The following is a 25,564-nucleotide window of genomic DNA, read 5'->3' on the forward strand; positions in this document are numbered from 1 at the left end:
TCAGCGAGCGCACGATGAGCGATACCGTGGGACATGAGGCAGAGCAGGACTCGGCGGCATTGAACGCGCTGCTCGCGAAGATGCCGTCGGTCGAGCGTGTGATTGCCTCTGTGACGGCGCAACCGCTGATTGCGCTGTTCGGACGTACGCAGGTGCTGGCGGCCATTCGCGCGACGCTCGACGGCTGGCGGCGGGGGACGCAGGCGGGCACGCTGAGCGTTGCTGCGGACGACACCGGGCAGTTCGCGCCCGAGCGCGTTCTCGACGACGTCTCGCGTCTTCTGGACGCGCAAGCACAAAGCCGCCTGCGTCCTGTGTTCAACCTGACCGGAACCGTGCTCCATACGAACCTCGGCCGCGCGATACTGCCCGACGAAGCCGTGCGGGCGGTGGTGCAGGCGCTTACGCAACCGGTGAATCTGGAGTTCGATCTCGCAACGGGAAAGCGCGGCGATCGCGACGATCTGATTGACGGCCTGATCTGCGAGCTAACCGGCGCAGAGGCCGCGACGGTCGTGAACAACAACGCAGCGGCCGTGCTGCTCTCGCTCTCCGCACTCGCCACGCGCAAAGAAGTGATCGTATCGCGCGGCGAGCTGGTCGAGATCGGCGGCGCGTTTCGTATTCCGGACATCATGGCCCGCGCGGGCGCGAGGCTGCGTGAAGTGGGTACGACCAACCGGACGCATCTGAAGGACTACGAATCGGCGATTAATGCGCGCACGGCGCTGCTAATGAAGGTCCACTGCAGCAACTATGCGATCAGCGGCTTTACGAAGAGCGTCGAACTCGCTGAGCTTGTGCCGTTGGCTCGCACACACGGCTTGCCGGTCGCTGTGGATCTTGGCAGCGGTACGCTGACCGATCTCACGCAATGGGGACTACCCGCCGAGCCCACGGTGCACGCGACCATCGAGGCCGGTGCGGATCTCGTGACCTTCAGCGGCGACAAACTGCTCGGCGGGCCGCAGGCGGGGTTGATCGTGGGCCGCAAGGAATTGATCGCCAGGATCAAGAAGCATCCTCTCAAGCGCGCGCTGCGCGTGGGCAAACTCACGCTCGCTGCGCTGGAGCCGGTGCTGAAGCTCTACCAGGCTCCGGAATTTCTGGGCGAACGGCTCACGACGCTGCGTCTCCTGGCACGTCCCGCCACGCAGATGCACGAGGCCGCGACACGTGCGTCGCCGGTGCTGCAGCGCGCGCTGGGCGAGGCGTATACGGTTGGCGTCGAACCGATGTTCAGTCAGATCGGCAGCGGCGCATTGCCCGTGGATGTGTTGCCGAGCTACGGGCTTGTCGTGCGTCACGCGGGCAAGGGCGGCAGCGGCCGCGCGCTGATGAAGCTCGAACGTGCATTGCGGGCGCTGCCGCGCCCCGTGATCGGACGCATTGCCGACGACGCATTGCGGCTCGATCTGCGCTGCGTGGAGGCTACGGACGAAGCGGCCTTTATTGCGCAACTCCCGGAGCTGCGCCTGTGATCATCGGTACGGCGGGCCATATCGATCATGGCAAGACCACGCTGGTTCGCGCGTTGACCGGAGTCGATACCGACCGGCTCAAGGAAGAAAAGGCGCGTGGCATCTCGATCGAACTAGGCTATGCCTACGCACCGCTTTCGAATGGCGATGTGCTCGGCTTCATTGATGTGCCGGGTCACGAGAAGCTCGTTCATACGATGGCCGCGGGTGCGTGCGGCATCGACTTCGCACTGCTCGTAATTGCCGCCGACGATGGGGTGATGCCGCAAACGCGTGAGCATCTCGCGATCCTGCGATTGCTGGGCGTGAACGCGGGCGCGGTTGCATTGACGAAAACGGATCGCGTGGACGCGGCGCGACTGGCTGAAGTGCGAGCGGAGATCGGCGCGTGGCTCGCGGCGACGTCGCTCGGGGACATGCCGTGCTTCGAGACGAACGCCACGCAACCCGGTGATCCGGGCGTTGCGAGACTCGATGCGTATTTGCGCGAGCGTGCGATGGCGTGGCAGGGACGGCGCGACGACGGGCTGTTCCGGCTTGCGGTGGATCGTGTGTTCACGTTGACGGGGCAGGGCACAGTAGTGACTGGCACGGTGTTCTCGGGCTGCGTCCAGACTGGAGATTCACAGCTGCTCGCGCCAGCTGGTTTGCCGGTGCGCGTGCGTAGCATTCACGCGCAGAATCGTGCGGCAGACTCTGGTCGTGCCGGGCAGCGGTGTGCGTTGAATCTCGCCGGCGTCGACAAGGACCAGATTGCGCGCGGCGACTGGATCGTCGACGCGAGGCTCGCGGCGCCTTCGATGCGGCTCGACGTCGAACTGATGCTGCTCGACGATGCGAACGTCACGCTGCGTCACTGGTCGCCACTGCACGTGCACCTGGGCACGACGCATCGCGTGGCAAACGTCGTGCTGCTCGAAGGCGAGACGCTCGCGCCGGGCGAACGTTCGCGCGTGCAACTCGTAGTCGACACGCCGATGCACGCATTGCCGGGCGATCGCTTCATCGTGCGCAACGCACAGGCGACGCGCACGGTGGGCGGCGGTCGCGTACTCGATCCGTTCGCACCCGCGCGGCATCGGCGAACTGCGGAGCGCTTTGCGTGGCTGGATGCGCTGCGCGTATGGATCGACGAAGGGCGTATCGAGCCGCTGATCGCGCAGGCGCCGCGCGGTATCGCCAGATCGGCGCTGACGCAACTGACCGGCAACGCTGTGGATGAGCTCACTCTGCCCACCGACGCTGTCGAAATCGCGTCGCAGGGTCGCGCCGACGATGGCGTGGTCATGGCGCGCCATCACTGGGAACAGATCGCGGCGCGCGTGACCGAAACGCTGGCCGAATTTCACGCACGCATGCCCGACGAGCAGGGTCCGGACGCGGCGCGTTTGCGTCGCATTGCAGCGCCCCTCGCGAGCGACGCGGTGTGGCGCGCGGTCGTCGATTCGCTCGTGCAGGAGGGGCGCATCGCGCGTAGTGGGCCGTGGTTGCATTTGCCGTCGCACGCTGTGCGGCTCGACGCCGATGAAGAAGCGCTGGCGGCGTTGTTGCGGCCGTTGATCGTGCAAGGACGCTACGATCCGCCATGGGTGCGCGACCTCGCACGCGAGACGCGGCAACCCGAGGAGAAAGTGCGTGCGTTGCTGCGCAAACTTTCTCGTCTCGGAGAGTTGTATCAGGTTGTACGCGATCTGTTCTACGATCGTGCGGTGGTATATGAACTCGCACGGCTTGTCGCGCAGATTGCGCAGGCGCACGACGGCACGGTGGGCGCCGCTGCGTTTCGTGACATGACGGGACTCGGACGCAAACGCGCGATCCAGATTCTGGAGTTCTTCGATCGCGTTGGATTTACTCGCTTCCAGCGCGACCAGCACCTGCTTCGTGCGGATAGCCGGTTAAGCGAAGTGCTATGAGCGTTGCGCCGCTGTCGCGGGCGTGTTCTCTGTGCCGTTAAGCATGTCTTGTCCGCTGAACAAAGCATAACCTGTCCGTTTTTCATGGCCTATCAACCAAGGCTGACAGCTCGATAAAGCATAATTATCCTAACGTGACGAAATAAAACATAAGCCACGAAAGGGGCCACGACCGCTCGAAAGCGCGCCGTTCAATGATCGAACCAACGATACTGAACCGCGACCGAAACGATCTGATAGTCACCCGCTGCGCGGGTAACGAAGCCGCGAGAATAACCGAGCTTGGCAGACCAGCCGTGACCGAGCGGGACCGCTAGCGTGACGCCGCCGCGTGCATTCGCCTGGCGGGGACTGTTCGACGCGTCATTGACGCTGGTGACGCCTCCGAGGGCATAGCCGAGATCGACGGCGAGCCAGAGCCCCGGCCGAAAACTGTAGCCACTATGCAGTTGCGTGACCGTGAGTGGTGCCTGGCGCTTGATCTGACCGTTGAAGAAGTCCGTGTTGTTCGTGAAGAGCCAGACGCCGACCGAAGCCTCAAAGAACCAGTCTCCCCAAGGTTGCGATAACCCGATCTCAGGTTTGAACGCCCAGCGATTGTTGCCTACGTTCACGAGGTGCGAAGGTACATATTGACCTGTCGGAGCCTGCACGGTCAGGCTCGCACCAAGCGAAGTGGCAGGCTTTGCGCGTGCAAATGCCTCTGGCTGAAGCGCGGGATTGCCAAACAGGTTCAGTGCGAAGCGCAATTGCGTGTCGCCGATGCCGGCGCGGTGGACCGCGGTCGGCGCACCAATGACGAGCCCGCTCAGATTGCCGCTCACGAAGGGCTGGACAATGCCGATCGACGCCGTTCGATTTGCCAATGCGAACGTGCGCACGTAGCCGAGCACGAAGTTGTTGAGTTGCGTGCTGACGCCGGTTATCGGCAGGGAGGGGTCGGTGAGCACATCACCGCTCACATGGGCGTATCCCGCGAGGACGAAGTTCGTGCCGACGGGTGAAGGGGAATAGGTGCGCGGCTCCAGCTCTTGCGCGTGCAGGGAATTCGCCTGCCAGAGCACAACAGCGACGCAGGACCAAACACAACTCCAGTGAGCGGAACGTCTGCTCATCGCGGTTCAATCCAATATGCATTGCAGATGCTGCTACCTGGACCGGGTCCAGAAGCGGAACGCCCTGAATCGTCGCGCTTTCCACTAGCGACAGCACGGTTGTCGAGACCTGCACGCCACGCTCAGTGCGTGTCACCGCGCGGTCCTGATATCCGGGCAAGCCGACGGTTGACGACGTTCCCGCACATCCTCCGCATACTCAGGCGCAGAAGATGACTGGCACCGGAGTCCGGGTGCGGTTCATCGAGGCACCCTCGGGCAATCGGGTTCGTGCTTCTGGTCTTCGTGTGTCGGCGGGCTCTTGCAGGCGTGATGGCGGGGGACTGGCCGACTACGCAAGTGCGAGCAACCTCAGATTTTCAGTCGGGAAATCTTGGTGCCAGACAACGAAACATCACCCATCAGTCCGGCGTTGGTCATCACAATGGCTTGAACCGGTGCGGTAGCCGTTGTCGTATCGATCTGGCCGTTCGCTCCAACCGTCACCAGAGCAACCGATCCTTCGCCACCGACTGACCATCCTTTCGAGTTGCGGAAGCTGTTAAGCGAATCGTGGGTCATGAAGAGAAAGATGACGGCCTTGGATTGCGCACCAGCCTGCAAGCCGAATGAGCCCGCCGCCGTGCTGTAGTAGCCGACCGTTTTCCCGCCGACCCGCAGAGCGCCTTGACCGTATTCTCCCCCGGCGACGAAGCCAGCTTTGATAACGGCTGGGAATACAAGTACGCCATCCGCCTTGCCGACAAGTTCTTTTGAGCCTTTGACTGTCTCGAACAGCCGCGACAGTGTCGCGTTGACCTTTGCGTCGATTTCGTGACGCTTCGCTGCGTCGGACTCCGCCGCAACGGCCTCAGTCATTGTCGCTGGGAATCCGGTCAGCGACAGTCCCACGATCATTAGCGTCGCGGCACCTGTCTTCAGAACAGAACGTCTGCGCATCATTACCTCCATCAATGGCTACGGTCGAATTCACCACCTCTGCCTGGCCGACCGGGCTCCCGGTTCATCGTCGTGCCAACAATATTTGGCAGACTCGCGCGTTGCGCAATAGGACTTAGGTCCAATATGGTGATGGCAGCCTCTTGCAGAGGTGCGCCGATTCGACTGCAGGTATGCGTTCGTCGCAGCGAGCGGGCTGGCTGCTTCAGGATGTACTTCAGACGTTTGAGTGCCCGTGCAACGGCACGCGTGAATGACCAGTCCTGGCCAAGGCCGGAAATCCGATAGCGGTCAAGCGGACGCTGACACCTGTGCCGTGTCGAGCTTCCGTAGTCGACCCTCAACGGTCCTTCATATTTTCCAATTGTTGATCTGCAGGGAATCCTGACCCCCGGTGGGTCAGGATTCCCTGCAGATCAACACGCCTTTCGTTTTATCGTGGGCTTTCGAAGCAAAGCGTTTTAAACTACCACCGTTCTGCGATAAAGCATAATGTGTCCCATCGTGAAATAAAGCATAACCTGTCCAGGTGGGCACTTTATGCTTAGCGGCACACCGTTGACGCAGGAAGGCATTCGTATCCGGTGGTACGGCTGGACTTCAAATCCAGTTGGGGACGTCAGCCGTTCCCAGGTCGGTTCGACTCCGGCTGCTTTCCGCCGATCGTCAGTTTTGCTCACCCCCGATGCTGTGGACTTCAGCAATTGATGTCGTTTGCGACACGACTTCATTATTCGGGTTACAGCGTTTGTCTATGGTGTCAGGGCTGCTGCGCACCCGCAGCCGAATCCGTGCCGAGAAGACCGGTATGCCTGCCGGACGTCTCAAGCTGGAAAAGATCCATGTGTTTCTTTATCGCGACCTGCTGAACCCTGTCAGCCTCCCGGTCACATTTCTGAACCTGCGCGTACCAATCTGGCTGGCTCATTCCCGAATTGACCAGCCACGTGTTCTTGATTTCTCCAAGTTGACCGTAATAGCGTGTCAGCCCGGCCGGATTCATGCGCGCGAGCTTTGCGGAATCCATTGAGCCGCACTCCGCCGAGAATGCAGGATGCGCCGTCAGCAACAGCAGCATATGCAGCATCAGGTTTTTCTTGCTCATCGTTGGTCCGGGTTACTTGTTATAGGGGTGTGTTACACCGCTTTGATTCCCTCCGCGAGCACGGCAGCCAGGCACGCGACTCTTCGTGGCAAAGTCGTGGGGCACCGGTGTCGCGCCCAGTCCAGATCGAATAGCGCCCGATCCGTCGGCCGTGACAACTACTCTGCCAATTGTAGCGTCGCCTTTGGGGCGCTGTGCCTGCATCCTCGATCACGCGAAATGGTGCGCCGGAGTGATCGGAAACAAAAAGCAGCCATTGCAGCTGCCTATCTGGCACTCGTACGCGTGGATTTCGGCGTCAAATCCTCAGCCTGAAATCCAGAACAAAAGCCAACAAGACATCTGCAATGCAGAATACAATTTTGGCATACGGCTCGCATGATCGGGGTTCGGTATACTCTTTCTATCCGGGTCTGGACTTTGGACATTCGTCGCCCTGCCGAGGGGGCGCTGAAGATCTGCTGGAACACGTAATACGCCTGATATGGGCGACATTTTATTTTGCGATCTATGGTAGATACCGAGAAGAAAAAGAGCGTCAGTCCTGCGCACAAGGAGGACCGTCACTTCGTGACGGCGCTCGCGCGCGGGCTCGAGGTGCTGGCCTGTTTTCGTGGCGGCGATACAGCGCTTACCAATCAGGAAATCGCGCATCGCTGCAAGCTGCCGCGTTCGACGGTGTCGCGCCTGACGATGACGCTGACGAAACTCGGCTATCTGATCCATCTCGAGGACAGCGGGCGCTATCGCCTCGGTACCGCGTGCCTCGCGCTCGGCAGTTCGATGCTGGCGCGCCTCGACGTGCGCAAGATCGCCCGGCCGATGATGCAGGAGCTGGCCGAGTTTTCGCATGGCACGGTGTCGCTTGGTGTGCGCGACCGTCTGTCCATGCTCTATATCGAGAGTTGCCGCAGTTCGTCGGCGCTGGCGCTGACGCTCGACGTCGGTTCGAGAATTCCGCTCGCGACCTCGGCCATCGGTCGCGCCTGGCTCGCCGCGGTCGCGGAGCGCGAACGCACGGACGTGATGGAGCAGATTCGCGAACTCGATGACGTGGCGTGGCCCGGGATCAAGCGCGGTATCGAGCGCGGTATCGAAGACTATCGCACGCTCAACGTCACCTGCTCGTTCGGCGACTGGCAAGCCGACGTGAACGGCATCGCCCGGGCGTTCCAGCCCGGCGGCGGCTTGCCGGCGATGGCGATCAACGTTGGCGGCCCGTCGTTTAGCCTGTCGAAGGAATTTTTGCTCGAGGAAGTCAGGCCGAGGTTGATGCGCGTGATTGCGCAGCTTGAAGACACCTTGAAGGACCGCTGAGCGCCGACGCTTTCTCTAATCGTTAAAGGGCCGCATTTGTGCGGCCCTTTTCACTTGGGCGTGAAATCAGATCGGTAAAAACGTGCCGCTCGCATGCAACACTTCGCGCTCGCCGACCTTCAGCGTGCAATCGACGAACATCATGCGCTTGCCGCGCCGCCGAATCCGCGTGTGCGCTTCAAGCCACTCGCCCATTCTTGCGGCGGACAGGAATTCGCTCGACAGGGTGGTGGTCACGGCGGACTGTTTCATCCGTTCGCCGCTGGTCGATATATGCACATTGAGACCCATCGCGCTATCTGCGAACGTCAGCAGCATGCCGCCGTGCGCCACGCCGATCACGTTGGCGTGATCCTCGTTCACGCGCACCGCGATGACGATGCTGCCGTCTCCGGCCCGGCGCTGATACAGCGGTCCGAGCGCGCGGAAATACGCGCCGCCGCTTTCGAGATTCGTATAGCCGGGCGGAACCGGTGCCATGCCGGTCGGGTCGTCCGTTTCCGGCAGGATGCTGAGGGTGTCGGCTGTCATCGTGTGCTCGTCAGAACCACTCGGGCGCCATCGTCAATGTCGTATCGTCGAGGCGGCGCAGCAGGCTGTGGTGCGTCTGCATGCGAGGCAGTTCGTGTCGGAAGAACCAGCGGCAGGTGTGCAGCTTGCCGCGATAGAACGCTTCGTCGCCGGCATTCGGCAGGTTGGCGAGTGCACGCGAGGCGGCAAGCCCCTGGCGCAGCCACAGCCACGCAACCGTCGCATGCCCGAACACTTCGAGGAAAGCGTTGGCCTGTGACAGCACCCGTGCGGTCTGCCCGGCAAGCACCGGGCGCAGCGTCGCGACCGTGGTTTCGATCTCGCGCCATGCGTGAGCGAGTGCCTCAGCTTCGGCGCTGACGTTCGCGTCGTGGCAGGCATCGGTCACGGTCGCGTCGATTTCGCGCGTTAGCAGCTGGAGCGCGACGCCGTCGTGCATCATCACCTTGCGGCCGAGCAGGTCGAGCCCCTGGATGCCATGTGTGCCTTCGTGGATCAGGTTGAGCCGGTTGTCGCGGTAGAACTGCTCGACCGGATATTCGCGCGTAAAGCCGTAGCCACCGTGAATCTGGATCGCGAGGCTGTTCGCTTCGAGGCACCACTGCGACGGCCACGATTTGACGACCGGAGTCAGCAGATCGAGCAGCAGCCCGGCTTCGTTGCGCGAGTTGTCCGAGTCCGCGGTGTGCAGTTCGTCGACGAGGCGCGCGGCATACAGGCATAGCGCATAGCCGCCTTCGACATAAGCCTTCTGCGCGAGCAGCATGCGGCGAATATCCGCGTGTTCGATCAGCGGTACCTGCGGGGCATCGGGTCGCTTTTCACCGGGCAGGCGGCCCTGGGCGCGTTCGCGGGCGTAGCGCAATGAGGCGAGATAGCCGCGATAGCCGAGCATCGCCGCGCCCATGCCGACGCCGATACGGGCCTCGTTCATCATCTGGAACATATAGGCGAGGCCGTGGTGCGGGTCACCCACCAGTTCGCCGATACATTCGCCACGCTCGCCGAACGACAGCATGGTCGACGTCGTGCCGCGCCAGCCCATCTTGTGGATCAATCCAGCCAGCGCGACGTCGTTGCGTTCTCCCAGCGAGCCGTCGTCGTTGACGTGATATTTCGGCACCGTGAACAGCGAAATGCCTTTGACACCGGGCGGCCCGCCCGGAATGCGCGCGAGCACCAGATGGACGATGTTCTCGCTCAGTTCGTGATCGCCCCCGGAAATGAAGATCTTGTTGCCGGTGAGCGCATAGGTGCCGTCCGGGCGCGGCACGGCGCGCGTGGTCAGGTCGGCGAGGCTCGAACCGGCCTGCGGTTCGGTCAGCGCCATGGTCCCGAAGAAGCGTCCCGTGAGCAGTGCCTCCAGGTACTTGCGCTTTTGCGCGGGCGAGCCGAAGCGCTCGATCACGTTCGCGTTGCCCATAGTCAGACCGACATAGGAGCTGGTGGCGATGTTCGCGCTTTTGAAGAGCGACTGGACGGCATGCGCGACGAGTGCGGGCAACTGCATGCCGCCAGCTTCGTAGTCTTTGCCAGCCGCCAGCATGCCCGCGGTGCAGTACGCCTGCAGCGCTTCGCGAACTGCCGGGATGATTGAGACGCGCTGGCCGTCGAATTGCGGCTCGTGGTCGTCGCTGGTCCGGTTGTGCGGCGCGAACTTCTCCTCGGCGATCGCCTGTGCGGCGTCCAGCGCGGCCATGAAGGTTTCACGGCTGTGCTCGGCGAACCGGGGCCGCTGCGTCAGCGATCCAGCGTCGAAAAGCTCGAAGAGCTGGAATTCGAGATCACGCCGGTCAACGATCGTGGAGTCGCGCATATCGGTCATCCGTGGTGGTTGTTTTGTGGAATGATAGTCTGCAATGCAGAATCGTTGATCGGAGGCACATCCGCAGCGAGGTGGTTTTTCTGCGATTTCCTTTGCAAATCACGTCGTTAGACATCCTGTAGGGGTTTTCACCAGCCTGAGCGCGCTTTGCCTGCCCGATTTCGTGCGATAGCATCCTGCAATGCGGTTGTTGTGTCTGCAATGCAGAATTCACGGCCCACAGCAACATCCGATGGGCTTATCGGGATTGCGCATTGCGACATCGCTCACTTTTCCGAAGGGGCTTCCATGTCGATGAATAGCGCTGCCGAGTACGCACAACGCGGTTCCATTGCTGTAATCACGATGAACCATCCTCCGGTCAACGGACTGGGGCTGGCCTTGCGTACCGCGATCCTCGCGCAACTCGATCGCGCGCTCGACGATCCGCAGATCGAAGCAATCGTGTTGACAGGCGGCGAGCAGAATTTCAGTGCTGGGGCGGATGTCCGTGAGTTCGGCACGCCGAAGTCATCGAGCGCGCCGAATCTGCCTGCGGTGATTCGCGCGCTCGAAGAGTCGCCCAAGCCGGTGGTGGCAGCGATCGCGGGCCATGCCCTGGGCGGCGGCCTCGAACTCGCACTGGGCTGTCATTTCCGCGTGGCGCGGCGCGATGCTCAACTCGGTCTGCCGGAGGTCACGCTCGGTCTGCTGCCGGGCGCCGGCGGCACGCAGCGTCTGCCGCGTTTGGTGGGCGTCGAGACTGCGTTGAACATGATCGTGTCGGGACTGCGGGTGCCAGCGAAACAGTTTGCCGGCACGCCGCTGGTGGACGAACTGGTCGAGTCGAATGTGGTGGACACGGCCGTCGCGTTTGCCCGGCAGGTGATGGCCGACAAGCGTCCGGCCACGCGGGCGCGCGACATCAGGATCAAGGACCCGCACGCCGAACCGTTCCTGCAGTTCGCGCGCGTGAATGTTGCGGCCGTATCGAAGGCCTTTCCGGCGCCGCTCAAGTGTGTGGAAGCGGTCGCGAACGCGGTTGGCAAGCCGTTCGACGAAGGCCTGCGGCTCGAGCGGGAACTGTTCGTGGGCCTCCTGGCGTCGCCTGAATCGCGCGCGCTGCGTCATATCTTTACGGCCGAGCGGGCCGCCACCAAATTGCCGGACGTACCGGCCGACACGCCGTTGCGCGAGATCGGCACGGTCGGTGTGGTCGGCGCCGGCACCATGGGCGGCGGTATCACGATGGCCTTTGTTGATGCCGGCGTCACGGTTGTGTTGCTCGAAACCAGTCAGGAGGCGCTCGATCGCGGTCTCGCCACAATCCGTCGCAACTACGAGACCACGATGAAGAAGGGCAAGCTCACCCAGGAGCAGCTCGAAGAGCGCCTCGCGCGAATCACGCCGGTGCTCGATTACGCGGCGCTGGCGGAGGTCGATCTGGTGATCGAGGCGGTGTTCGAGGAAATCAATGTCAAGCGCGATGTGTTCAAGCGTCTCGACGAAGTCGCGAAGGCCGGCGCGATCCTCGCGTCGAACACGTCGGCGCTGGACCTGAACGAGATCGCCTCGTTCACGAAGCGGCCGAAAGACGTAATCGGTCTGCACTTCTTCAGTCCCGCAAACGTCATGAAGCTGCTCGAGATCGTGCGCGGGAAGCAGACGGCACCGGACGTGCTGGCGACCTGCATGAGTCTCGCGAGGAGGATCCGCAAGACCGCAGTGGTGGCCGGTGTCTGCGACGGTTTTATCGGCAACCGCATGCTGGCCCGCTACGGCGCGGCCGCGAACCTGCTGCTGATGCAGGGTGCTCTGCCGCAGCAGATCGACGGCGCGCTTCAGCGTTTCGGGATGGCGATGGGGCCGTTCCGCGTCGGCGATCTGGCTGGTCTCGATATCGGTTGGGCCGGCCGCAAGCGCCGGGCGGCCGAGAACGCGGGTGCCCTGCCGCGCGTGCCGGGCGATGCGATCTGCGAGGCGGGCCGTTTCGGGCAGAAGACGGGGGCGGGCTGGTATCGCTACGAAGCGGGCAAGCGCGACGCGATTCCCGATCCGGTGGTCGAAACCATCATCGAGCAGTTCCGCCGGGATGCCGGCATCACGCCGCGCAAGATCAGCGACGAGGAGATCGTCGAGCGGTGCATGTACGCGCTGGTCAACGAAGGCGCGCGCATTCTCGAGGACGGCATTGCCGCGCGGGCTTCCGATATCGATGTGGTGTACCTGTCGGGCTACGGCTTTCCGCGACATCGTGGCGGTCCGATGCTGTACGCGGATACCGTTGGCCTCGCCAATGTGGTGCGCGCGCTCAAGCGCTTCGCCGCGGAGCCGGGCGCCGATGCCTGGTGGCAACCCGCACCCCTGCTCGTGAAGCTGGCCGAAGAAGGCCGCACTTTCAACTGACGGGATATCGACATGATTGACGCAGTCATTGTTTCCACCGCGCGTACGGGCCTCGCCAAAAGCTGGAAGGGTGCGTTCAACATGACCTACGGTGCGACGCTCGGCGCGCATGCCGTGCAGCACGCGGTGGCGCGCTCAGGCCTCGATCCGGCCGAGATCGAAGACGTGATCATGGGGGGCTCGCTCAGCGAAGGCACCACCGGAGGTAACATCGCGCGCGCCATTGCGCTGCGTGCCGGCCTGCCTGTCACGACCGGCGGCGTAACCGTCAACCGCTTTTGTTCCTCTGGACTGCAGAGCATCGCAATGGCGGCGCAACGCGTAATTCTCGAAGGCGCGCCTGCGATCGTCGCGGGTGGCGTCGAGAGCATCTCGTGCGTGCAGAACGAGACGAACCGACATATGAGGCTCGACCCATGGCTGGTCGAGCACAAGCCCGAGTTGTACTGGAGCATGCTGCAGACCGCCGAGACGGTGGCGAAGCGCTACAACATTGCAAAGGAAGCGCAGGACGAATACGGTGTGCGCAGCCAGCTGCGCGCCGCAGCCGCTCAAGCCGCCGGCAGGTTCAACGATGAGATCGTGCCGATGACGACCACCATGGCGGTGGCCGACAAGGCGACCGGTCGCCTCACGACCCGGGAAGTGACCATTTCGGCTGACGAAGGCATCCGCGCCGACACTACGCTCGAAGGCGTGTCGAAGATCCGTTCGGCGCTGCCCGGCGGTGTGATCACGGCGGGTAACGCGAGTCAGTTCTCGGACGGCGCTTCGGCCTGTGTGGTGATGAGCAGCAAGCTGGCCGAGCAGCGCGGGCTGCAGCCGCTCGGCATCTTCCGGGGCTTCGCGATCGCCGGCTGCGAGCCGGATGAAATGGGCATCGGCCCGGTGTACGCGATCCCGCGCCTGCTTGAGCGTACCGGTGTAAAGATGAACGACATCGGCCTGTGGGAACTGAACGAGGCCTTCGCGGTGCAGGTGCTGTACTGCCGCGATAAATTAGGGATTCCTGATGATTGTCTGAACGTGAGCGGCGGGGCGATCGCAGTCGGCCACCCGTACGGGGTGACGGGTTCGCGTCTGGTCGGCCACGCGCTGATCGAGGGCAAGCGGCGCGGCGTCAGGTACGTGGTGGTCACGATGTGCATCGGTGGCGGTCAGGGTGCCGCCGGCCTGTTCGAAGTCTGCTGATTTCAATGAGGATGCCATGTCAGTGAAGGAACTTTTTCAACTCGACGGGCGTGTCGCGCTCGTGACGGGCGGCTCGCGCGGTCTCGGGCTGCAGATGGCCGAGGCGCTCGGCGAGATGGGCTGCAAGGTTGCACTCTCGGCGCGCAAGGCGGACGAGCTGGCAGAGGCCCGGGCGCATCTGAAAAGCCGTGGTATCGAAGCGCTCACGGTCGTCAACGATCTGCAGAAATTCGACGGCATTCCGGCGCTCGTCGACGAAGTCCTGGCCGCGCACGGGCATATCGACATCCTGGTGAACAATGCCGGCGCCACCTGGGGCGCGCCCGCCGAGTCGTATCCAGACGATGCCTGGAACAAGGTGATGAACCTCAATATCAACGCGCCGTTCTTCCTGACTCGCGAGATCGGTCGACGCAGCATGATCCCGCGCAGGACGGGCAAGATCGTCAATATCGCCTCGGTCGCGGGCCTCAAGGGCATGGGGCGAGGCGTGAACACGATTGCGTACAACACCTCGAAGGCTGCGATGATCAATTTCACGCGCGCGCTGGCGACCGAGTGGGGCCATTACGGCATCAACGTGAACGCGATCTGCCCGGGTTTCTTCCCGTCGAAGATGTCGGCGGGCCTGCTTGATTCGATCGGCGAACAGGTGATCTCGCGCACGCCGCTGCAACGGCTCGGTGGCGACGAGGACCTGAAGGGCGCGCTGGTGTATTTCGCGAGCGAGGCATCGCGCCACGTGACCGGCCAGTATCTGGCCATCGACGGCGGGGCGTCGGCAACATGAGCGAAGACGTGCAAAGCAGCTTCAGCGGCACCCGGCCGGTCGCCGAGGCTCATGCATTCGATGTCGGGCGGATGCGCGACTTCATGCGCGCTCACGTCGACGGCTTTTCGGGCGAGCTACATGTCGAGCAGTTCAAGGGCGGGCAGTCGAATCCGACCTTCCTGCTCGAAGCCGGTGGACAGCGTTACGTGATGCGCCGCAAGCCGCCGGGCGTGCTGCTGCCCTCGGCGCATGCGGTCGAGCGCGAGTACCGCGTGATCAGTGCACTGGCGGGGACGGACGTGCCGGTGGCGCGCACCTATGCGCTGTGCGAGGACCCCGATGTGGTCGGTACGGCGTTTTACATCATGGAGTACGTCGAAGGGAGGGTCTTCTGGGACGCCGGACTGCCGGGGCTCGCGAACCGCGAGCGCGGGGCGGTCTACGACGAGATGAACCGCGTGATCGCGGCGCTGCATTCGGTCGATCCGGCTGCGGTCGGTCTCGACGACTACGGCAAGCACGGCAACTATATCGAACGCCAGGTCGACCGCTGGACCCGGCAGTATCGCGCGGCGGAGACCGAGCGGATCGAAGCTGCCGATTGCCTGATCGAATGGCTGCCGAAACACATCCCCGCCGACGGCGAGAGCCGCATCGTGCACGGCGACTACCGTCTCGACAACGTGATTTTCCATCCGACCGAGCCGCGGATTCTTGCGGTGCTGGACTGGGAACTGTCGACAATTGGACATCCGTTAGCCGATTTCGCGTACCACTGCATGGCCTGGCGCATCGCTACGCATCAGGGGCGGGGTATGGCGAGCCTGAATCTGGAGGCGCTTGGCATTCCTGACGAACTGGCTTATTTCGAACGTTACCGGCAGCGCGTGTTGTATCCGTCGATCGAGTCAGTTTCAGAAACGGACTGGTGGTACTACCTGGTCTTCAACATGTTCAGGCTGGTCGGCATTCTGCAAGGCGTGTACGCGCGCGCGCTGCAAGGGAATGCATCGAGTGACATGGCGCTCGAGGTCGGGAAGCGCACACGGCCGCTGGCCGAGCAGGCTTGGGGACTCGCACAGCAAATCGACGCGGCGCGCTGAGCCGCGCACGAAAACCACGGACCGGCATCGCTATCTCCGGCCCATACAGCAAAGGAAAATAGCAATGAATTTCGAACACTCGGACAAGGTAAAGAATCTGCAGAAGCGCCTGATCGAATTCATGGACGCGCATGTGTATCCGGCGGAAGCGCAGTTCGAAGCCGAGATGGCCGCGGCACGCAAGGCCGGCAATCCCTGGCAGCCGACACCCGTGATGGAGTCGCTCAAGCAGAAAGGGAAGGCCGCGGGCCTGTGGAACCTGTTCCTGCCGGAATCGCAGTTGGGCGCGGGGCTGACCAATCTGGAATACGCACCGCTGTGCGAGATCATGGGCCGCTCGATGATCGGCGCGGAGCCGTTCAACTGTTCGGCGCCGGACACCGGCAATATGGAAACGCTGGTGCGCTACGGCAGCGAGGCGCAGCAGAAGCAATGGCTGCTGCCGCTGCTCGACGGTTCGATCCGCTCAGGCTTCGCGATGACGGAGCCCGCGGTGGCGTCGTCGGATGCCACGAATATTGCCGCCCGTATCGAGCGCGACGGTGACCATTACGTGATCAATGCACGCAAATGGTGGACCTCGGGCGCCAACGATCCGCGTTGCAAGATCCTGATCTTCATGGGCAAAACGTCGCCCGACCATACCGATCCGCATCGCCGCCAGTCGATGATCCTGGTGCCGCTGGATACCCCGGGAATCACGGTGCTACGCCATCTGCCGGTGTTCGGCTACGACGATGCACCGCACGGCCACGCCGAGGTGCTGTTCGAAAATGTGCGCGTGCCGGTCAGCAATACGCTGCTCGGCGAGGGACGCGGCTTCGAGATCGCGCAGGGCCGCCTCGGGCCGGGCCGGATTCACCACTGCATGCGCCTGATCGGCCGTGCAGAACGCGCGCTCGAGGCGATGTGCCTCCGCGCTTCGTCGCGTGTGGCGTTCGGCCGAAAGCTTTCCGAGCAGGGCGTGACGCGCGAGCGCATCGCCGAGGCCCGCATCATGATCGACCAGGCGCGTTTCCTCGTGCTGCACGCGGCCTGGAAAATGGACACGCTCGGCAACAAGGAAGCGCGCAAGGAAATCGCCATGATCAAGGTGGCGGCGCCGGCCATGGCGTGCCAGGTGATCGACTGGGCGATCCAGGTGCATGGCGGGGCTGGCGTCAGCGACGATTTCGGTCTGGCGCACGCCTACGCCAATGCGCGCACTTTGCGACTTGCGGACGGTCCCGACGAGGTCCACCGCAACGCGATCGCAAAGATGGAACTCGCCGCCTACCTGTAGCCTTTCACGCTTGACGAAGGACGGAATCCACCTATGTCTGTCACTCAGTCGCCTTTCTGGCCGTCGAATCTACCCGAGCAGATTACGCTGCCGGAGACGAACCTGTTCTATAACGCGGAAGTATCGGCCACGCGCTATCCGAACAAACCGTTCATTCTGTTTTACGACACGACCGTCACGTTCTCGCAGTTCAGGGACGAGGCGGAGCGTATCGCCGGCTATCTGCAGCAGCGCTGCGGCGTGAAGGCCGGCGACCGTGTGCTGCTGTACGCGCAGAACAGCCCGCAGTGGATGATCGCGTACTACGGCATCCTGCGAGCGAATGCGGTGGTCGTACCGGTCAATCCGATGAACATGACCGAAGAACTGCAGCATTATGTCGAGGACAGCGGCGCGCGCACGGCGTTCGTTGCGCAAGAGCTGTATCCGCGCATTGCGCCGCTGGTCGGCGAGGCGGACAACCGGCTCAAACATCTGGTGGCGATCACGTACAGCGACTACGCGAAGCAGCCGACAAGCATTACGCCGCCCGATTTCGTGAGTGCGCCGCGCTCGGTCGAGGGTCCCGGTGTCGAACACTGGGCCGACGTGCTCGATGCGCAACTCGTGCCCGGGCCACTCACGGCCGGGCCCGACGACCTCTGCGTGATTCCGTACACCTCCGGCACGACGGGCAAAACCAAGGGCTGCATGCATACGCACCGCAGCGTGATGTGCACGGCAATTGGCGGTGTTCACTGGTTTGGCGGCATGCCGGAGTCGGTTTCGCTGTCGGTGCTGCCGCTGTTTCACGTGACCGGCATGCAGGGCGGCATGAACAGCGCGATCTACAGCGCCGCCACCGTGGTGGTGCTGCCGCGGTGGGATCGCGATGCAGCCGCGCGTGCGATCGAGCACTATCGCGTGAGCGGGTGGCAGTCGATTTCGACCATGGTGGTCGATTTCCTGTCGAATCCGAAACTCGACGATTACGATCTGTCGAGCCTGCGCTGGATGCGCGGCGGTGGCGCGGCGATGCCTGATGCGATCGTCAAGAAACTCCGTGACAAGCTCGGGATCGAGTATGTCGAGGGGTACGGCATGTCGGAAACCATTGCCGCCACGCATATCAACCCGCCCGACCGTCCCAAGCCGCAGTGCCTGGGGATTCCGATATTCGGCGTCGATGCGCGCGTGGTCGATCCGGAAACGCTTGAACCGGTGCCGCAAGGGCAGTCGGGCGAGATCATCATGCATGGTCCTCAGCTCATGCAGGGCTACTGGGGCAATCCGGAAGCGACGCACGCCGCCTTTGTCGAAATCGACGGCAAGCGGTTCCTTCGCACCGGCGATCTCGGTCACGTGGACGAGGACGGCTATTTCTTTATCTCGGACCGACTCAAACGCATGATCAACGCGTCCGGTTACAAGGTCTGGCCGGCCGAGGTCGAGGCCATGATGTACCGGCATCCGGCAATCCAGGAAGTGTGCGTGATCGGCACGCGCGACGCGCATCGCGGTGAGACGGTCAAGGCCTGCGTGGTGCTGGATCCGAAGCAGGCGGACGTCACTGCCGAGAGCATCATGGCCTGGGCGCACGAAAACATGGCTGCCTACAAGGCACCGCGTCTCATCGAGTTCGTGACGGCACTGCCCAAGTCCGGCACCGGCAAGATCATGTGGCGCGTGCTGCAGGAGCAGGACGCCGCAAAAAATGCAGCCTCGGGAGACACCAAAGCATGAAGGCATTGCTATGCACCGCGTTCGGGCCGATCGAGACGCTGAAAATCGATGAAGTCCCCGCGCCCGAACCCGCAGCGGGCCAGGTGCGTGTACGCGTGAAATCCGCCTCGCTGAATTTTCCGGATGCGCTGATCGTGCAGGGTCTGTATCAGATGAAGCCTGAACTGCCGTTCTCGCCGGGCGCGGAGCTGGCCGGCGTGATCGATGCGCTGGGCGAGGGCGTGCAGGGATGGAAGGTCGGCGATGCGGTGATTGCATCGACCGGGTTCGGCGCCTTTGCGCAGCAGTGTCTGGCCAATGCAGAGCGACTGACTGCGCTGCCGGCCGGCATGGATTTCGATGCGGGCGCCGCATTCGTGCTGACCTATGGCACTTCGCTGCACGCGCTCAAACAGCGCGCGCAACTGCAGGCCGGCGAGACGCTGCTGGTGCTCGGCGCTGCGGGCGGTGTCGGGCTGGCGGCAATCGAGATCGCCAAGGCGCTCGGCGCGCGCGTGATTGCGGCCGCATCGACCGACGACAAGCTCGCGCTATGTAGGGAAGCGGGCGCCGATGAAACCATTAACTACGCGACCGAGGATTTGCGCCGCCGCGTCGACGAACTGACCGGTGGCCGAGGCGCCGACGTGGTCTATGACCCGGTCGGCGGCAAATATACCGAAGCCGCGCTGCGCGCCACGGCCTGGCGCGGACGCTTCCTGATCGTCGGTTTCGCGAATGGCGAGATCCCGCGCATCGCGATGAATCTCGCGCTCCTGAAGGAGCGCGACATCCTCGGCGTGTTCTGGGGCGACGCGATGCGCCGCGATCCGGCGCAGCACATGGAGAATATGCGTTTGCTCGGCGAATGGTTCGCAGCGGGCAAGGTGAAGCCGGCCATCACCGAGTGTGTGTCGCTGCTGCAAGCCACCGATGCCATTGCGCGCATGGCAAACCGGCAGATCAAGGGCAAGGTGATCGTGCATCCGGAGGAGTGATTCGTGGATTTGCTCTCAGTCGTAGCCGATGCATCGTTTATCAGTCTGCCCGACCTGATTCGTATGAACGCTACTGCGCGAGGCGCGCAGGTGGCGCTGGTCTGCGAAGGGCGGACCGTGACGTATGCCGGATTCGATGCGCTGGTCGAGCGGGTTGCCGCCGCGTTACAGCGCGATGGCGTCGAGCCAACGGAAGTGATTGCGATCTGCGCGGCTGGTTCGATCGACTATGCGGCGGTGTTTCTCGGCGCGTTGCGCGCAGGGGTGGCGGTGGCGCCGTTGGCCCCGTCATCGTCGCCGGATGCGTTGGCCGGCATGATCGATAACTCCGGCGCGCGTATCGCATTTGTCGATGCACAGGCGCGCGAGCTGCTGGCTGCCGCGAAGGCGCCCCCGCCAGTCCGCATGATCGCGCTCGATACGCCCGATGGTTACGACACCTGGCTCGCGCCGCCGGGCGCAGTTGCGCAGTGCGTGGAAATCCGGCCCGAATGGGCCTTCAATATCATCTATTCGTCCGGCACGACCGGTGCGCCGAAGGGCATTGTGCAGTCGCACGCGATGCGCTTTGCCTATACGCGGCGCAGCCTCGAGCGTGGTTACGGTCCCGGGGCGGTCACGCTGATCTCGACCCCGCTCTATTCGAACACCACGCTGGTCAGCTTTTTTCCGACGCTGGCGCTCGGCGGGACGGTGCTGCTGATGCCGAAATTCGACGCCGCGGCTTACCTCGAACTCGCAGAGCGGTATCGCGCCACTCACAGCATGCTGGTGCCGGTGCAATATCAGCGCCTGCTCGCGCATCCCGATTTCGATCGCCACGATCTGTCGAGCTTTGTCGGCAAGTTCTGCACTAGCGCGCCGTTTGCTGCCGGCCTCAAGGCCGAGGTGTTGCGCCGCTGGCCGGGCAAGCTGACCGAGTACTACGGCATGACCGAAGGGGGGGCGTCGTGCGAACTGTGCGCGGACGAATTCCCGGACAAACTGCATACGGTCGGACGGCCGATGCCGGGCCACGAGATGCGCCTGATCGATCCGGATGGCAAGGAGGTGGCGTCGGGCGAGATCGGCGAGGTGGTGGGGCGCTCGCCGGCGATGATGACCGGCTATTACCGGCAACCGGACAAGACCGCCGAAGCAGAGTGGTACAGCCCGGACGGGCAGCGTTTTATTCGTACCGGCGATGTCGGCCGTTTCGATGAGGACGGTTTTCTCGTGCTGATGGACCGCAAGAAAGACATGATCATCTCGGGTGGTTTCAACATTTATCCGAGCGATATCGAGCAGGTCCTGATGCAGCATCCGGATGTGGCCGAGGCGGCGGTGGTCGGTGTGCCGTCGGAGCGCTGGGGGGAGACGCCGGTGGCGTTTGTGAGGCTGAAGGCGGGGGCTTTGCGGGCGGAGTCGGAAATGCTTGCTTGGGGCAATGAGCGGCTGGGGAAGCTTCAGCGGATTTCTGAGCTCGTCGTGGTCGATGCGTTGCCACGTAGTGCGATCGGAAAGGTGATGAAACGTGAGTTGCGGGAGGGGTGGGTTAAAAATGTGTGAGTCGAGGCGCGACTTGGTACTCACAGTCAGACTGGCTTGTGAGCGGCCATTTTAGTGACGCCCGGCGGAAATCGATCCCGACGAGACATTCAGCTACGCCGAAATCGGTCCTTTACCCGACGAAGCGTGGTTTCACAGCGAAGTTCTAGTGGGTGTCGGTTCTCAGCGACTTGAGCAGGGCGCCAAAAAGTATGATGGCGACAAAAGCCAACCCGATCAACCCTTGGAATCTGGTACGGCGAACCATTTTCGCTGACATGATTTCGTCTGGAGACTTGTTCCAAAGGAACCTGTACTGCCATCGCCAGACGCGTGATCTGCAGTAAAACGCTAACAGGCGTTCGGGCCAAAACGCCATGATGGTAGCCACCGCGATCCAGTAAATGATCGCGACGAAGGCGAATATCACGGGGAAGATCGATTCGCTCACGGAGAAATCTCAGGGCGACATGCCGAAGGCGAGAATGGAGCGTCCGGAACCGTCAGGTCACAAACGCTACTTGATCAGCCAGATTGAAGGTTTGCTACGCAGTCGCGGATCGCCTCTGCGAACTGCGGATTAGACAAATCGATACCGACACGCGCGAGCGAAAGCAACAATTGCTCAACGCCTTCGATAACTCCGACAATGCGACCGTTTTCGACAGGGAAGCGAAAGGCGGGAAGCACTTCCGGCAAGTGAGATTCGATACTCGTGCATCCGTCCTCAATCGTAATTTCGATTCCGAACGGCAGCAAAAATTCTCGATTCTTGTCCATTTTTCAAATCTCGACGTCGTTCGCGGTGGCATTGTCAACGATCCAGCCCACGGTGTCGAGCGACCGAAACTGGCCGAATCCGAAAGATCGTTGTCGGACGTCGATCGATTTCCCCAACTCGCCCCTGAACTTCCGTAGTCGACCCGGAGCCGTCGTTCAGACGTGGATCGCTGCAACGGCCGCACTTGAGTGGGGATTCAACCGGTCGACCCCATGGTTGACCGGTCGATAACGAAGCATCATGGCAAAGCTTTCAACTCGCGCTTGTGCTACTGAATTGCCCAGGCGCAGCGAGCGTGCCTCACGCCACCGAGCGCGAGTTGTGGCGCATTCCTGAGGCGAGCCTAAGTAACTTACTGCCAGCCGGGATGTCCAGCCCGATAGTATTCCAAGGCAACCTTGCGCTCCTGCTCTGCTTGTCGCGCCAACTGTTCAGCGCGAGCCATGTGTCCGCCGAACTCACCACCATGTTCTTGTTGGATGACGTGCATTTCATCAATGGCTCGCTGCAAATCGTGAGTTGCAGCCATCGCCTTATCATGAAGTTCGTCAGCACGAGCGATGTTAGTAACCAAAATGGTACACAAGAGAATTGAAAGTGTTTTTATCTTCATGGAATTCAAGTTTCCGAAGGAAGGAATGTTCCCATTAGCTTAAAACGCCTCACCCATGCATCACGTCTACCTATTTTCGCTTTGCCGTAACGGGACCTCAATGCGCAGGATCGACGGGACTTTGCCGGCACAACATCCCGGCTTCCGATGTGTAGATGCGGCGGATTGGTGGGCGCTTCAGCGATATCCCGTAGCTGCCGAAACTGCGGCTGACAGATTGATTATCGCAGGCGCGCCCGGCTGGATGATTGGCTCACTGCCCGATCTGCTTGCTGACCTGGTTTTCCTGCTGATTGAGCGTGTGCTGTTCCTGCTTGGTAATGTGGCCGCCGTTCTGGCTAGCCATCAGGCGCTCTTCCTGGCGGACCTCGTGATCGTCCCGATGCAGCGTCATCGCCTGAGTGTGCGTCATGTCACCTTCGCGCACCTGCTGGTGAATGCGGTGGTTTTGATTGGCGAGACGATGGTTGACTTCGGCGCGACGCGGATGGGCGGCGTCCCAGTGCGTTTCCGCGGAAGCCACGCCAGCAAACGAGAAGGCCAAGGCGGCGACGGCGGCGATACGAAAGACGGTCTTCATGTTTCTCTCCTATCCGGGTAAGGGCGGCTTCATGCCGCTTGCGTCCTTTAACGCGGGGACGACGAGCGCGGACGACAAGAGACGTGTGAGATTTGCAAGGAATTATTTCAGGAGGAGGGGGCAGACTGTCTCTGAATGGCCGAACTGAGCTAGACGATCCGACATCGTCTGTCCGACCAAGTCCAACTTTCTACAGCTGACCGGGATTGGACTGTGTCACGACGACGTACGCTTGACTTCCGATCCCTGTCAACAATCAGCCGCTGGCACCTCAACCCGCGTATAGAGAATACGGCCTTCACCGCGCATGCCTTCAGCTTCGGTAAACCCGGGCGCAGTGCAGAGGAACAATGTACGGCCGTCATCACCCCCGAGCGCGCAGGCGAAGCAGCCGGCATCGCCGGTGCTGACCACGTCCACAACTCCACGCCCTTCGACCACGCGCAATGCACGCTTGCCGCGCGCGTCTGCAATCCAGATGCCGTCTTCTGCATCAATGCAGATCCCGTCCGGTCCGCAAGCCTCATCAAGTTCCGCGAAGACGCGATGACCGGACAGTGATCCATCTTCCGCCACATCAAACACGCTGAGCCGGTGCGCGAACGTTTCTGCGACGATCAGCCTCCGGTGGTCGCGCGTCATCACGATTCCGTTCGGAAACATCAGATCGTTCGCGACCACGCGAACCTGGCCATCGGGCATCACGCACAGCAGATCGGTCGCGCGGGGCGTCTCGTGGCCGTACAGATCGAAGCCGAAATTGCCGATATAGGCGCGGCCTGCGTAATCGACAAGCATGTCGTTGCATGGACCGGGCACATAAGCCGAAAGATTGGCGACAGTCGCCGTTTCGCCATCGACGCACGAGAGCAACCGGCAGTCATGCATGGACACCAGCAGTAGCGTGCCGTCCGGCCGCCAGCCGATTCCGCTCGGCTTGGCAGGCACCGTTGCCACTACATCGAGATGTCCTTTGAGATCGGCGCGCAGCACCTGATGCAGAAAGAAATCGGAGAACCACAGCGCGCCATCGCGCCAGCGTGGCGCCTCGGTATATCGCAGGCCTTCGACGAGGAGATTCAGCTCGCGAGTCATTGACGTTTCACCTTGAACGGTGTCCCCCGGCTTCGCGATCGCCGGGGCGAGGGCGGCGCCATCGAAGCCGAATCGACGTGCCGCCCGCAGGGAACATCAAACCGCTAACCGGCGAAACTCCGCTCAGTTCGACGACACCGACCGGATCTGGCCACCATCGACGACCGCCACCGGCGCGCGTCCGGTCACGAATCCGCCGCGCGCGTCCACGCCGGCCATACCGTTCGGATTACCGTTCGCGGGCATCGACTTGATCGCCTTGTCGAACACGGCACGTATCGCGGCGGCGTCGGTGGTGGTGCCGGCCAGCTTCATCGCGGCGACGGTCGCGTAGACCGCCGTGTAGTTCAGCGAGCTTTCCTGCGTCGGCACCCGGTCGCCGTACGCCGCATGGAAACGCTGGACCCAGGCCTTCGACTCCGGCGACGGATCCTCGCTCACCGGCATCACGCCGATTGCGCCGTTGAGCGGGGGATAGCCGCCCGCGGTCTTCGCGACTTCATCGAGCTTGGCCTGATCCATCACAATGAAGCCCCCCTTGAAGCCGAGCTCGCGCGCCTGCTTGATGACGAGGCCGGTCGGTTCCGAAGGGCCGCCGACGAACATCACGTCGGGCTTCGCCGCAATCACGCGGCTTACGCTGCTGTAGAAGTCGGTGGCACGGTTGTACGACATTGCGCTGTCCGCCACCACCGTGCCCCCCGCGGCGTTCCAGGCCGGCGTGAATGCCGCGGTCCAGGCCTTGCCGTAATCGGTATCGGTATTCGCGATTGCCACGTTCTTGCCGTACTTGGCCATCTCGTACTTGATGAACGGATTCATATACGAGGTGAATTCCGGCGGGATGCGGATCGTCAGCGGATTGCCGCGCGCGCTGATCTGCGGCGTGCTCGAATAGGCGAGCAGCAGCACCTTCAACTGTTGATTGATGGTCTGCACCGCGAACACGCCGCCTGAATGCGGCACCAGCACCACCGGCGCGTTCGATTCCTGCACCAGACGACGCGTGTTGATGGCCGTCTCGCTCGGGTTGTACTTATCGTCGAGCGCCACGATATTGAGCTTGTATTTCTTGCCGCCGACCTCGAAACCCGTCTGGTTGATCTCGGCCGCGGCCATCTGCATACCGTCCAGCACGTCCTTGCCGTAGCTCGCGGCACCGCCGCTCAAGGGGCCCGAGTAACCGATGTTGACTACTTCCTGAGCGGCCACCGGACCGGCCGCACACAGTGCCGCGACTAGCGGAAGGGACCAGGCTTTGATCGTCATGCGTATCTCCATGCTTGTTTTTTTTCGGAAATCCCGGA

At 62.4% G+C, this 25,564-nt stretch carries 22 protein-coding genes and 1 tRNA gene; 12 read left to right on the plus strand and 11 right to left on the minus strand.

The window, feature by feature from the left end; genetic code table 11:
* Window positions 1–14: 14 nt before the first annotated feature.
* Together selA and selB are read left to right on the plus strand one after the other, a co-directional pair.
* Window positions 15–1,481 carry an L-seryl-tRNA(Sec) selenium transferase gene (gene selA, locus D1Y85_RS03515; RefSeq protein ID WP_124149651.1) on the plus strand — a complete coding sequence of 489 codons (1,467 nt, stop codon included), beginning with the start codon at window positions 15–17 and terminating at the stop codon, window positions 1,479–1,481.
* Entirely contained in the window at window positions 1,478–3,397 is a 1,920-nt protein-coding gene (selB, locus tag D1Y85_RS03520; RefSeq protein WP_124149652.1) for a selenocysteine-specific translation elongation factor, read from the plus strand. Before selA ends, selB begins: the two co-directional genes overlap by 4 nt.
* 191 nt (window positions 3,398–3,588) lie before the next feature.
* On the opposite strand, the gene D1Y85_RS03525 is transcribed toward selB, so the two are convergent.
* On the minus strand, window positions 3,589–4,512 hold the full coding sequence (locus tag D1Y85_RS03525; RefSeq protein ID WP_246024759.1) for a transporter: 924 nt from the start codon (window positions 4,510–4,512) through the stop codon (window positions 3,589–3,591).
* 351 nt (window positions 4,513–4,863) lie between these two features.
* Complete coding sequence (locus tag D1Y85_RS03530) at window positions 4,864–5,454, minus strand: BPSL1445 family SYLF domain-containing lipoprotein (RefSeq protein WP_185218890.1); 591 nt, start codon at window positions 5,452–5,454, stop codon at window positions 4,864–4,866.
* Between the two features lie 563 nt (window positions 5,455–6,017).
* Here D1Y85_RS03530 and D1Y85_RS26930 point away from each other — a divergent pair.
* A tRNA-Sec gene (locus D1Y85_RS26930) sits at window positions 6,018–6,110 on the plus strand.
* Window positions 6,111–6,211: 101 nt separating this feature from the next.
* On the opposite strand, the gene D1Y85_RS26935 is transcribed toward D1Y85_RS26930, so the two are convergent.
* Window positions 6,212–6,556 (minus strand): hypothetical protein, encoded by a 345-nt coding sequence (locus tag D1Y85_RS26935; RefSeq protein ID WP_185218891.1) that lies wholly within the window; start codon window positions 6,554–6,556, stop codon window positions 6,212–6,214.
* Between the two features lie 510 nt (window positions 6,557–7,066).
* Between D1Y85_RS26935 and D1Y85_RS03535 the strand changes: the two genes are divergently transcribed.
* Window positions 7,067–7,873, plus strand: a complete 807-nt coding sequence (locus D1Y85_RS03535; RefSeq protein ID WP_124149654.1) for an IclR family transcriptional regulator — start codon at window positions 7,067–7,069, stop codon at window positions 7,871–7,873.
* A gap of 66 nt (window positions 7,874–7,939) precedes the next feature.
* Here D1Y85_RS03535 and D1Y85_RS03540 read toward each other — a convergent pair whose 3' ends face one another.
* Together D1Y85_RS03540 and D1Y85_RS03545 are read right to left on the minus strand one after the other, a co-directional pair.
* Window positions 7,940–8,404, minus strand: a complete 465-nt coding sequence (locus tag D1Y85_RS03540) for a PaaI family thioesterase (RefSeq protein ID WP_124149655.1) — start codon at window positions 8,402–8,404, stop codon at window positions 7,940–7,942.
* A gap of 10 nt (window positions 8,405–8,414) precedes the next feature.
* Complete coding sequence (locus D1Y85_RS03545) at window positions 8,415–10,220, minus strand: acyl-CoA dehydrogenase (RefSeq protein WP_124149656.1); 1,806 nt, start codon at window positions 10,218–10,220, stop codon at window positions 8,415–8,417.
* 303 nt (window positions 10,221–10,523) lie between these two features.
* On the opposite strand from D1Y85_RS03545, the gene D1Y85_RS03550 reads away from it, so the two are divergent.
* The 8 genes from D1Y85_RS03550 (at window position 10,524) to D1Y85_RS03585 (ending at window position 21,209) form a co-directional block, all read left to right on the plus strand.
* Entirely contained in the window at window positions 10,524–12,614 is a 2,091-nt protein-coding gene (locus D1Y85_RS03550; protein WP_124149861.1) for a 3-hydroxyacyl-CoA dehydrogenase NAD-binding domain-containing protein, read from the plus strand.
* A gap of 12 nt (window positions 12,615–12,626) precedes the next feature.
* On the plus strand, window positions 12,627–13,805 hold the full coding sequence (locus tag D1Y85_RS03555; protein WP_124149657.1) for an acetyl-CoA C-acyltransferase: 1,179 nt from the start codon (window positions 12,627–12,629) through the stop codon (window positions 13,803–13,805).
* Between the two features lie 16 nt (window positions 13,806–13,821).
* Window positions 13,822–14,595 carry an SDR family oxidoreductase gene (locus tag D1Y85_RS03560; RefSeq protein WP_124149658.1) on the plus strand — a complete coding sequence of 258 codons (774 nt, stop codon included), beginning with the start codon at window positions 13,822–13,824 and terminating at the stop codon, window positions 14,593–14,595.
* Window positions 14,592–15,680 carry a phosphotransferase gene (locus D1Y85_RS03565; RefSeq protein WP_124149659.1) on the plus strand — a complete coding sequence of 363 codons (1,089 nt, stop codon included), beginning with the start codon at window positions 14,592–14,594 and terminating at the stop codon, window positions 15,678–15,680. The genes D1Y85_RS03560 and D1Y85_RS03565 overlap by 4 nt, the downstream gene beginning before the upstream one ends.
* A gap of 64 nt (window positions 15,681–15,744) precedes the next feature.
* Complete coding sequence (locus tag D1Y85_RS03570) at window positions 15,745–16,962, plus strand: acyl-CoA dehydrogenase family protein (protein ID WP_124149660.1); 1,218 nt, start codon at window positions 15,745–15,747, stop codon at window positions 16,960–16,962.
* Window positions 16,963–16,995: 33 nt separating this feature from the next.
* Entirely contained in the window at window positions 16,996–18,684 is a 1,689-nt protein-coding gene (locus D1Y85_RS03575; RefSeq protein WP_124149661.1) for a long-chain fatty acid--CoA ligase, read from the plus strand.
* A complete protein-coding gene (locus D1Y85_RS03580) occupies window positions 18,681–19,661 on the plus strand; it encodes an NADPH:quinone oxidoreductase family protein (RefSeq protein WP_124149662.1) in 981 nt (326 codons plus the stop codon). Before D1Y85_RS03575 ends, D1Y85_RS03580 begins: the two co-directional genes overlap by 4 nt.
* Window positions 19,662–19,724: 63 nt before the next feature.
* Window positions 19,725–21,209: a class I adenylate-forming enzyme family protein gene (locus tag D1Y85_RS03585; RefSeq protein ID WP_124149862.1), complete on the plus strand. Its 1,485-nt coding sequence runs from the start codon at window positions 19,725–19,727 to the stop codon at window positions 21,207–21,209.
* A gap of 145 nt (window positions 21,210–21,354) precedes the next feature.
* On the opposite strand, the gene D1Y85_RS03590 is transcribed toward D1Y85_RS03585, so the two are convergent.
* The 6 genes from D1Y85_RS03590 to D1Y85_RS03615 all read right to left on the minus strand — a co-directional run bounded on the left by D1Y85_RS03590 (window position 21,355) and on the right by D1Y85_RS03615 (window position 25,526).
* Window positions 21,355–21,639, minus strand: coding sequence for a hypothetical protein (locus D1Y85_RS03590; protein WP_124149663.1), 285 nt, complete (start codon window positions 21,637–21,639; stop codon window positions 21,355–21,357).
* Between the two features lie 74 nt (window positions 21,640–21,713).
* Window positions 21,714–21,968 (minus strand): hypothetical protein, encoded by a 255-nt coding sequence (locus D1Y85_RS03595; protein ID WP_124149664.1) that lies wholly within the window; start codon window positions 21,966–21,968, stop codon window positions 21,714–21,716.
* A 353-nt stretch (window positions 21,969–22,321) separates the two neighbouring features.
* Window positions 22,322–22,582, minus strand: a complete 261-nt coding sequence (locus D1Y85_RS03600) for a hypothetical protein (protein WP_124149665.1) — start codon at window positions 22,580–22,582, stop codon at window positions 22,322–22,324.
* A 253-nt stretch (window positions 22,583–22,835) separates the two neighbouring features.
* A complete protein-coding gene (locus D1Y85_RS03605) occupies window positions 22,836–23,162 on the minus strand; it encodes a hypothetical protein (RefSeq protein ID WP_124149666.1) in 327 nt (108 codons plus the stop codon).
* 249 nt (window positions 23,163–23,411) lie between these two features.
* Window positions 23,412–24,257, minus strand: a complete 846-nt coding sequence (locus tag D1Y85_RS03610; protein WP_124149667.1) for an SMP-30/gluconolactonase/LRE family protein — start codon at window positions 24,255–24,257, stop codon at window positions 23,412–23,414.
* Window positions 24,258–24,380: 123 nt separating this feature from the next.
* On the minus strand, window positions 24,381–25,526 hold the full coding sequence (locus D1Y85_RS03615; RefSeq protein WP_246024761.1) for an ABC transporter substrate-binding protein: 1,146 nt from the start codon (window positions 25,524–25,526) through the stop codon (window positions 24,381–24,383).
* Window positions 25,527–25,564 lie beyond the last annotated feature (38 nt).

Origin of the sequence: Paraburkholderia dinghuensis (genome assembly GCF_003837865.1) — a bacterium.
Lineage (GTDB): Bacteria > Pseudomonadota > Gammaproteobacteria > Burkholderiales > Burkholderiaceae > Paraburkholderia > Paraburkholderia dinghuensis.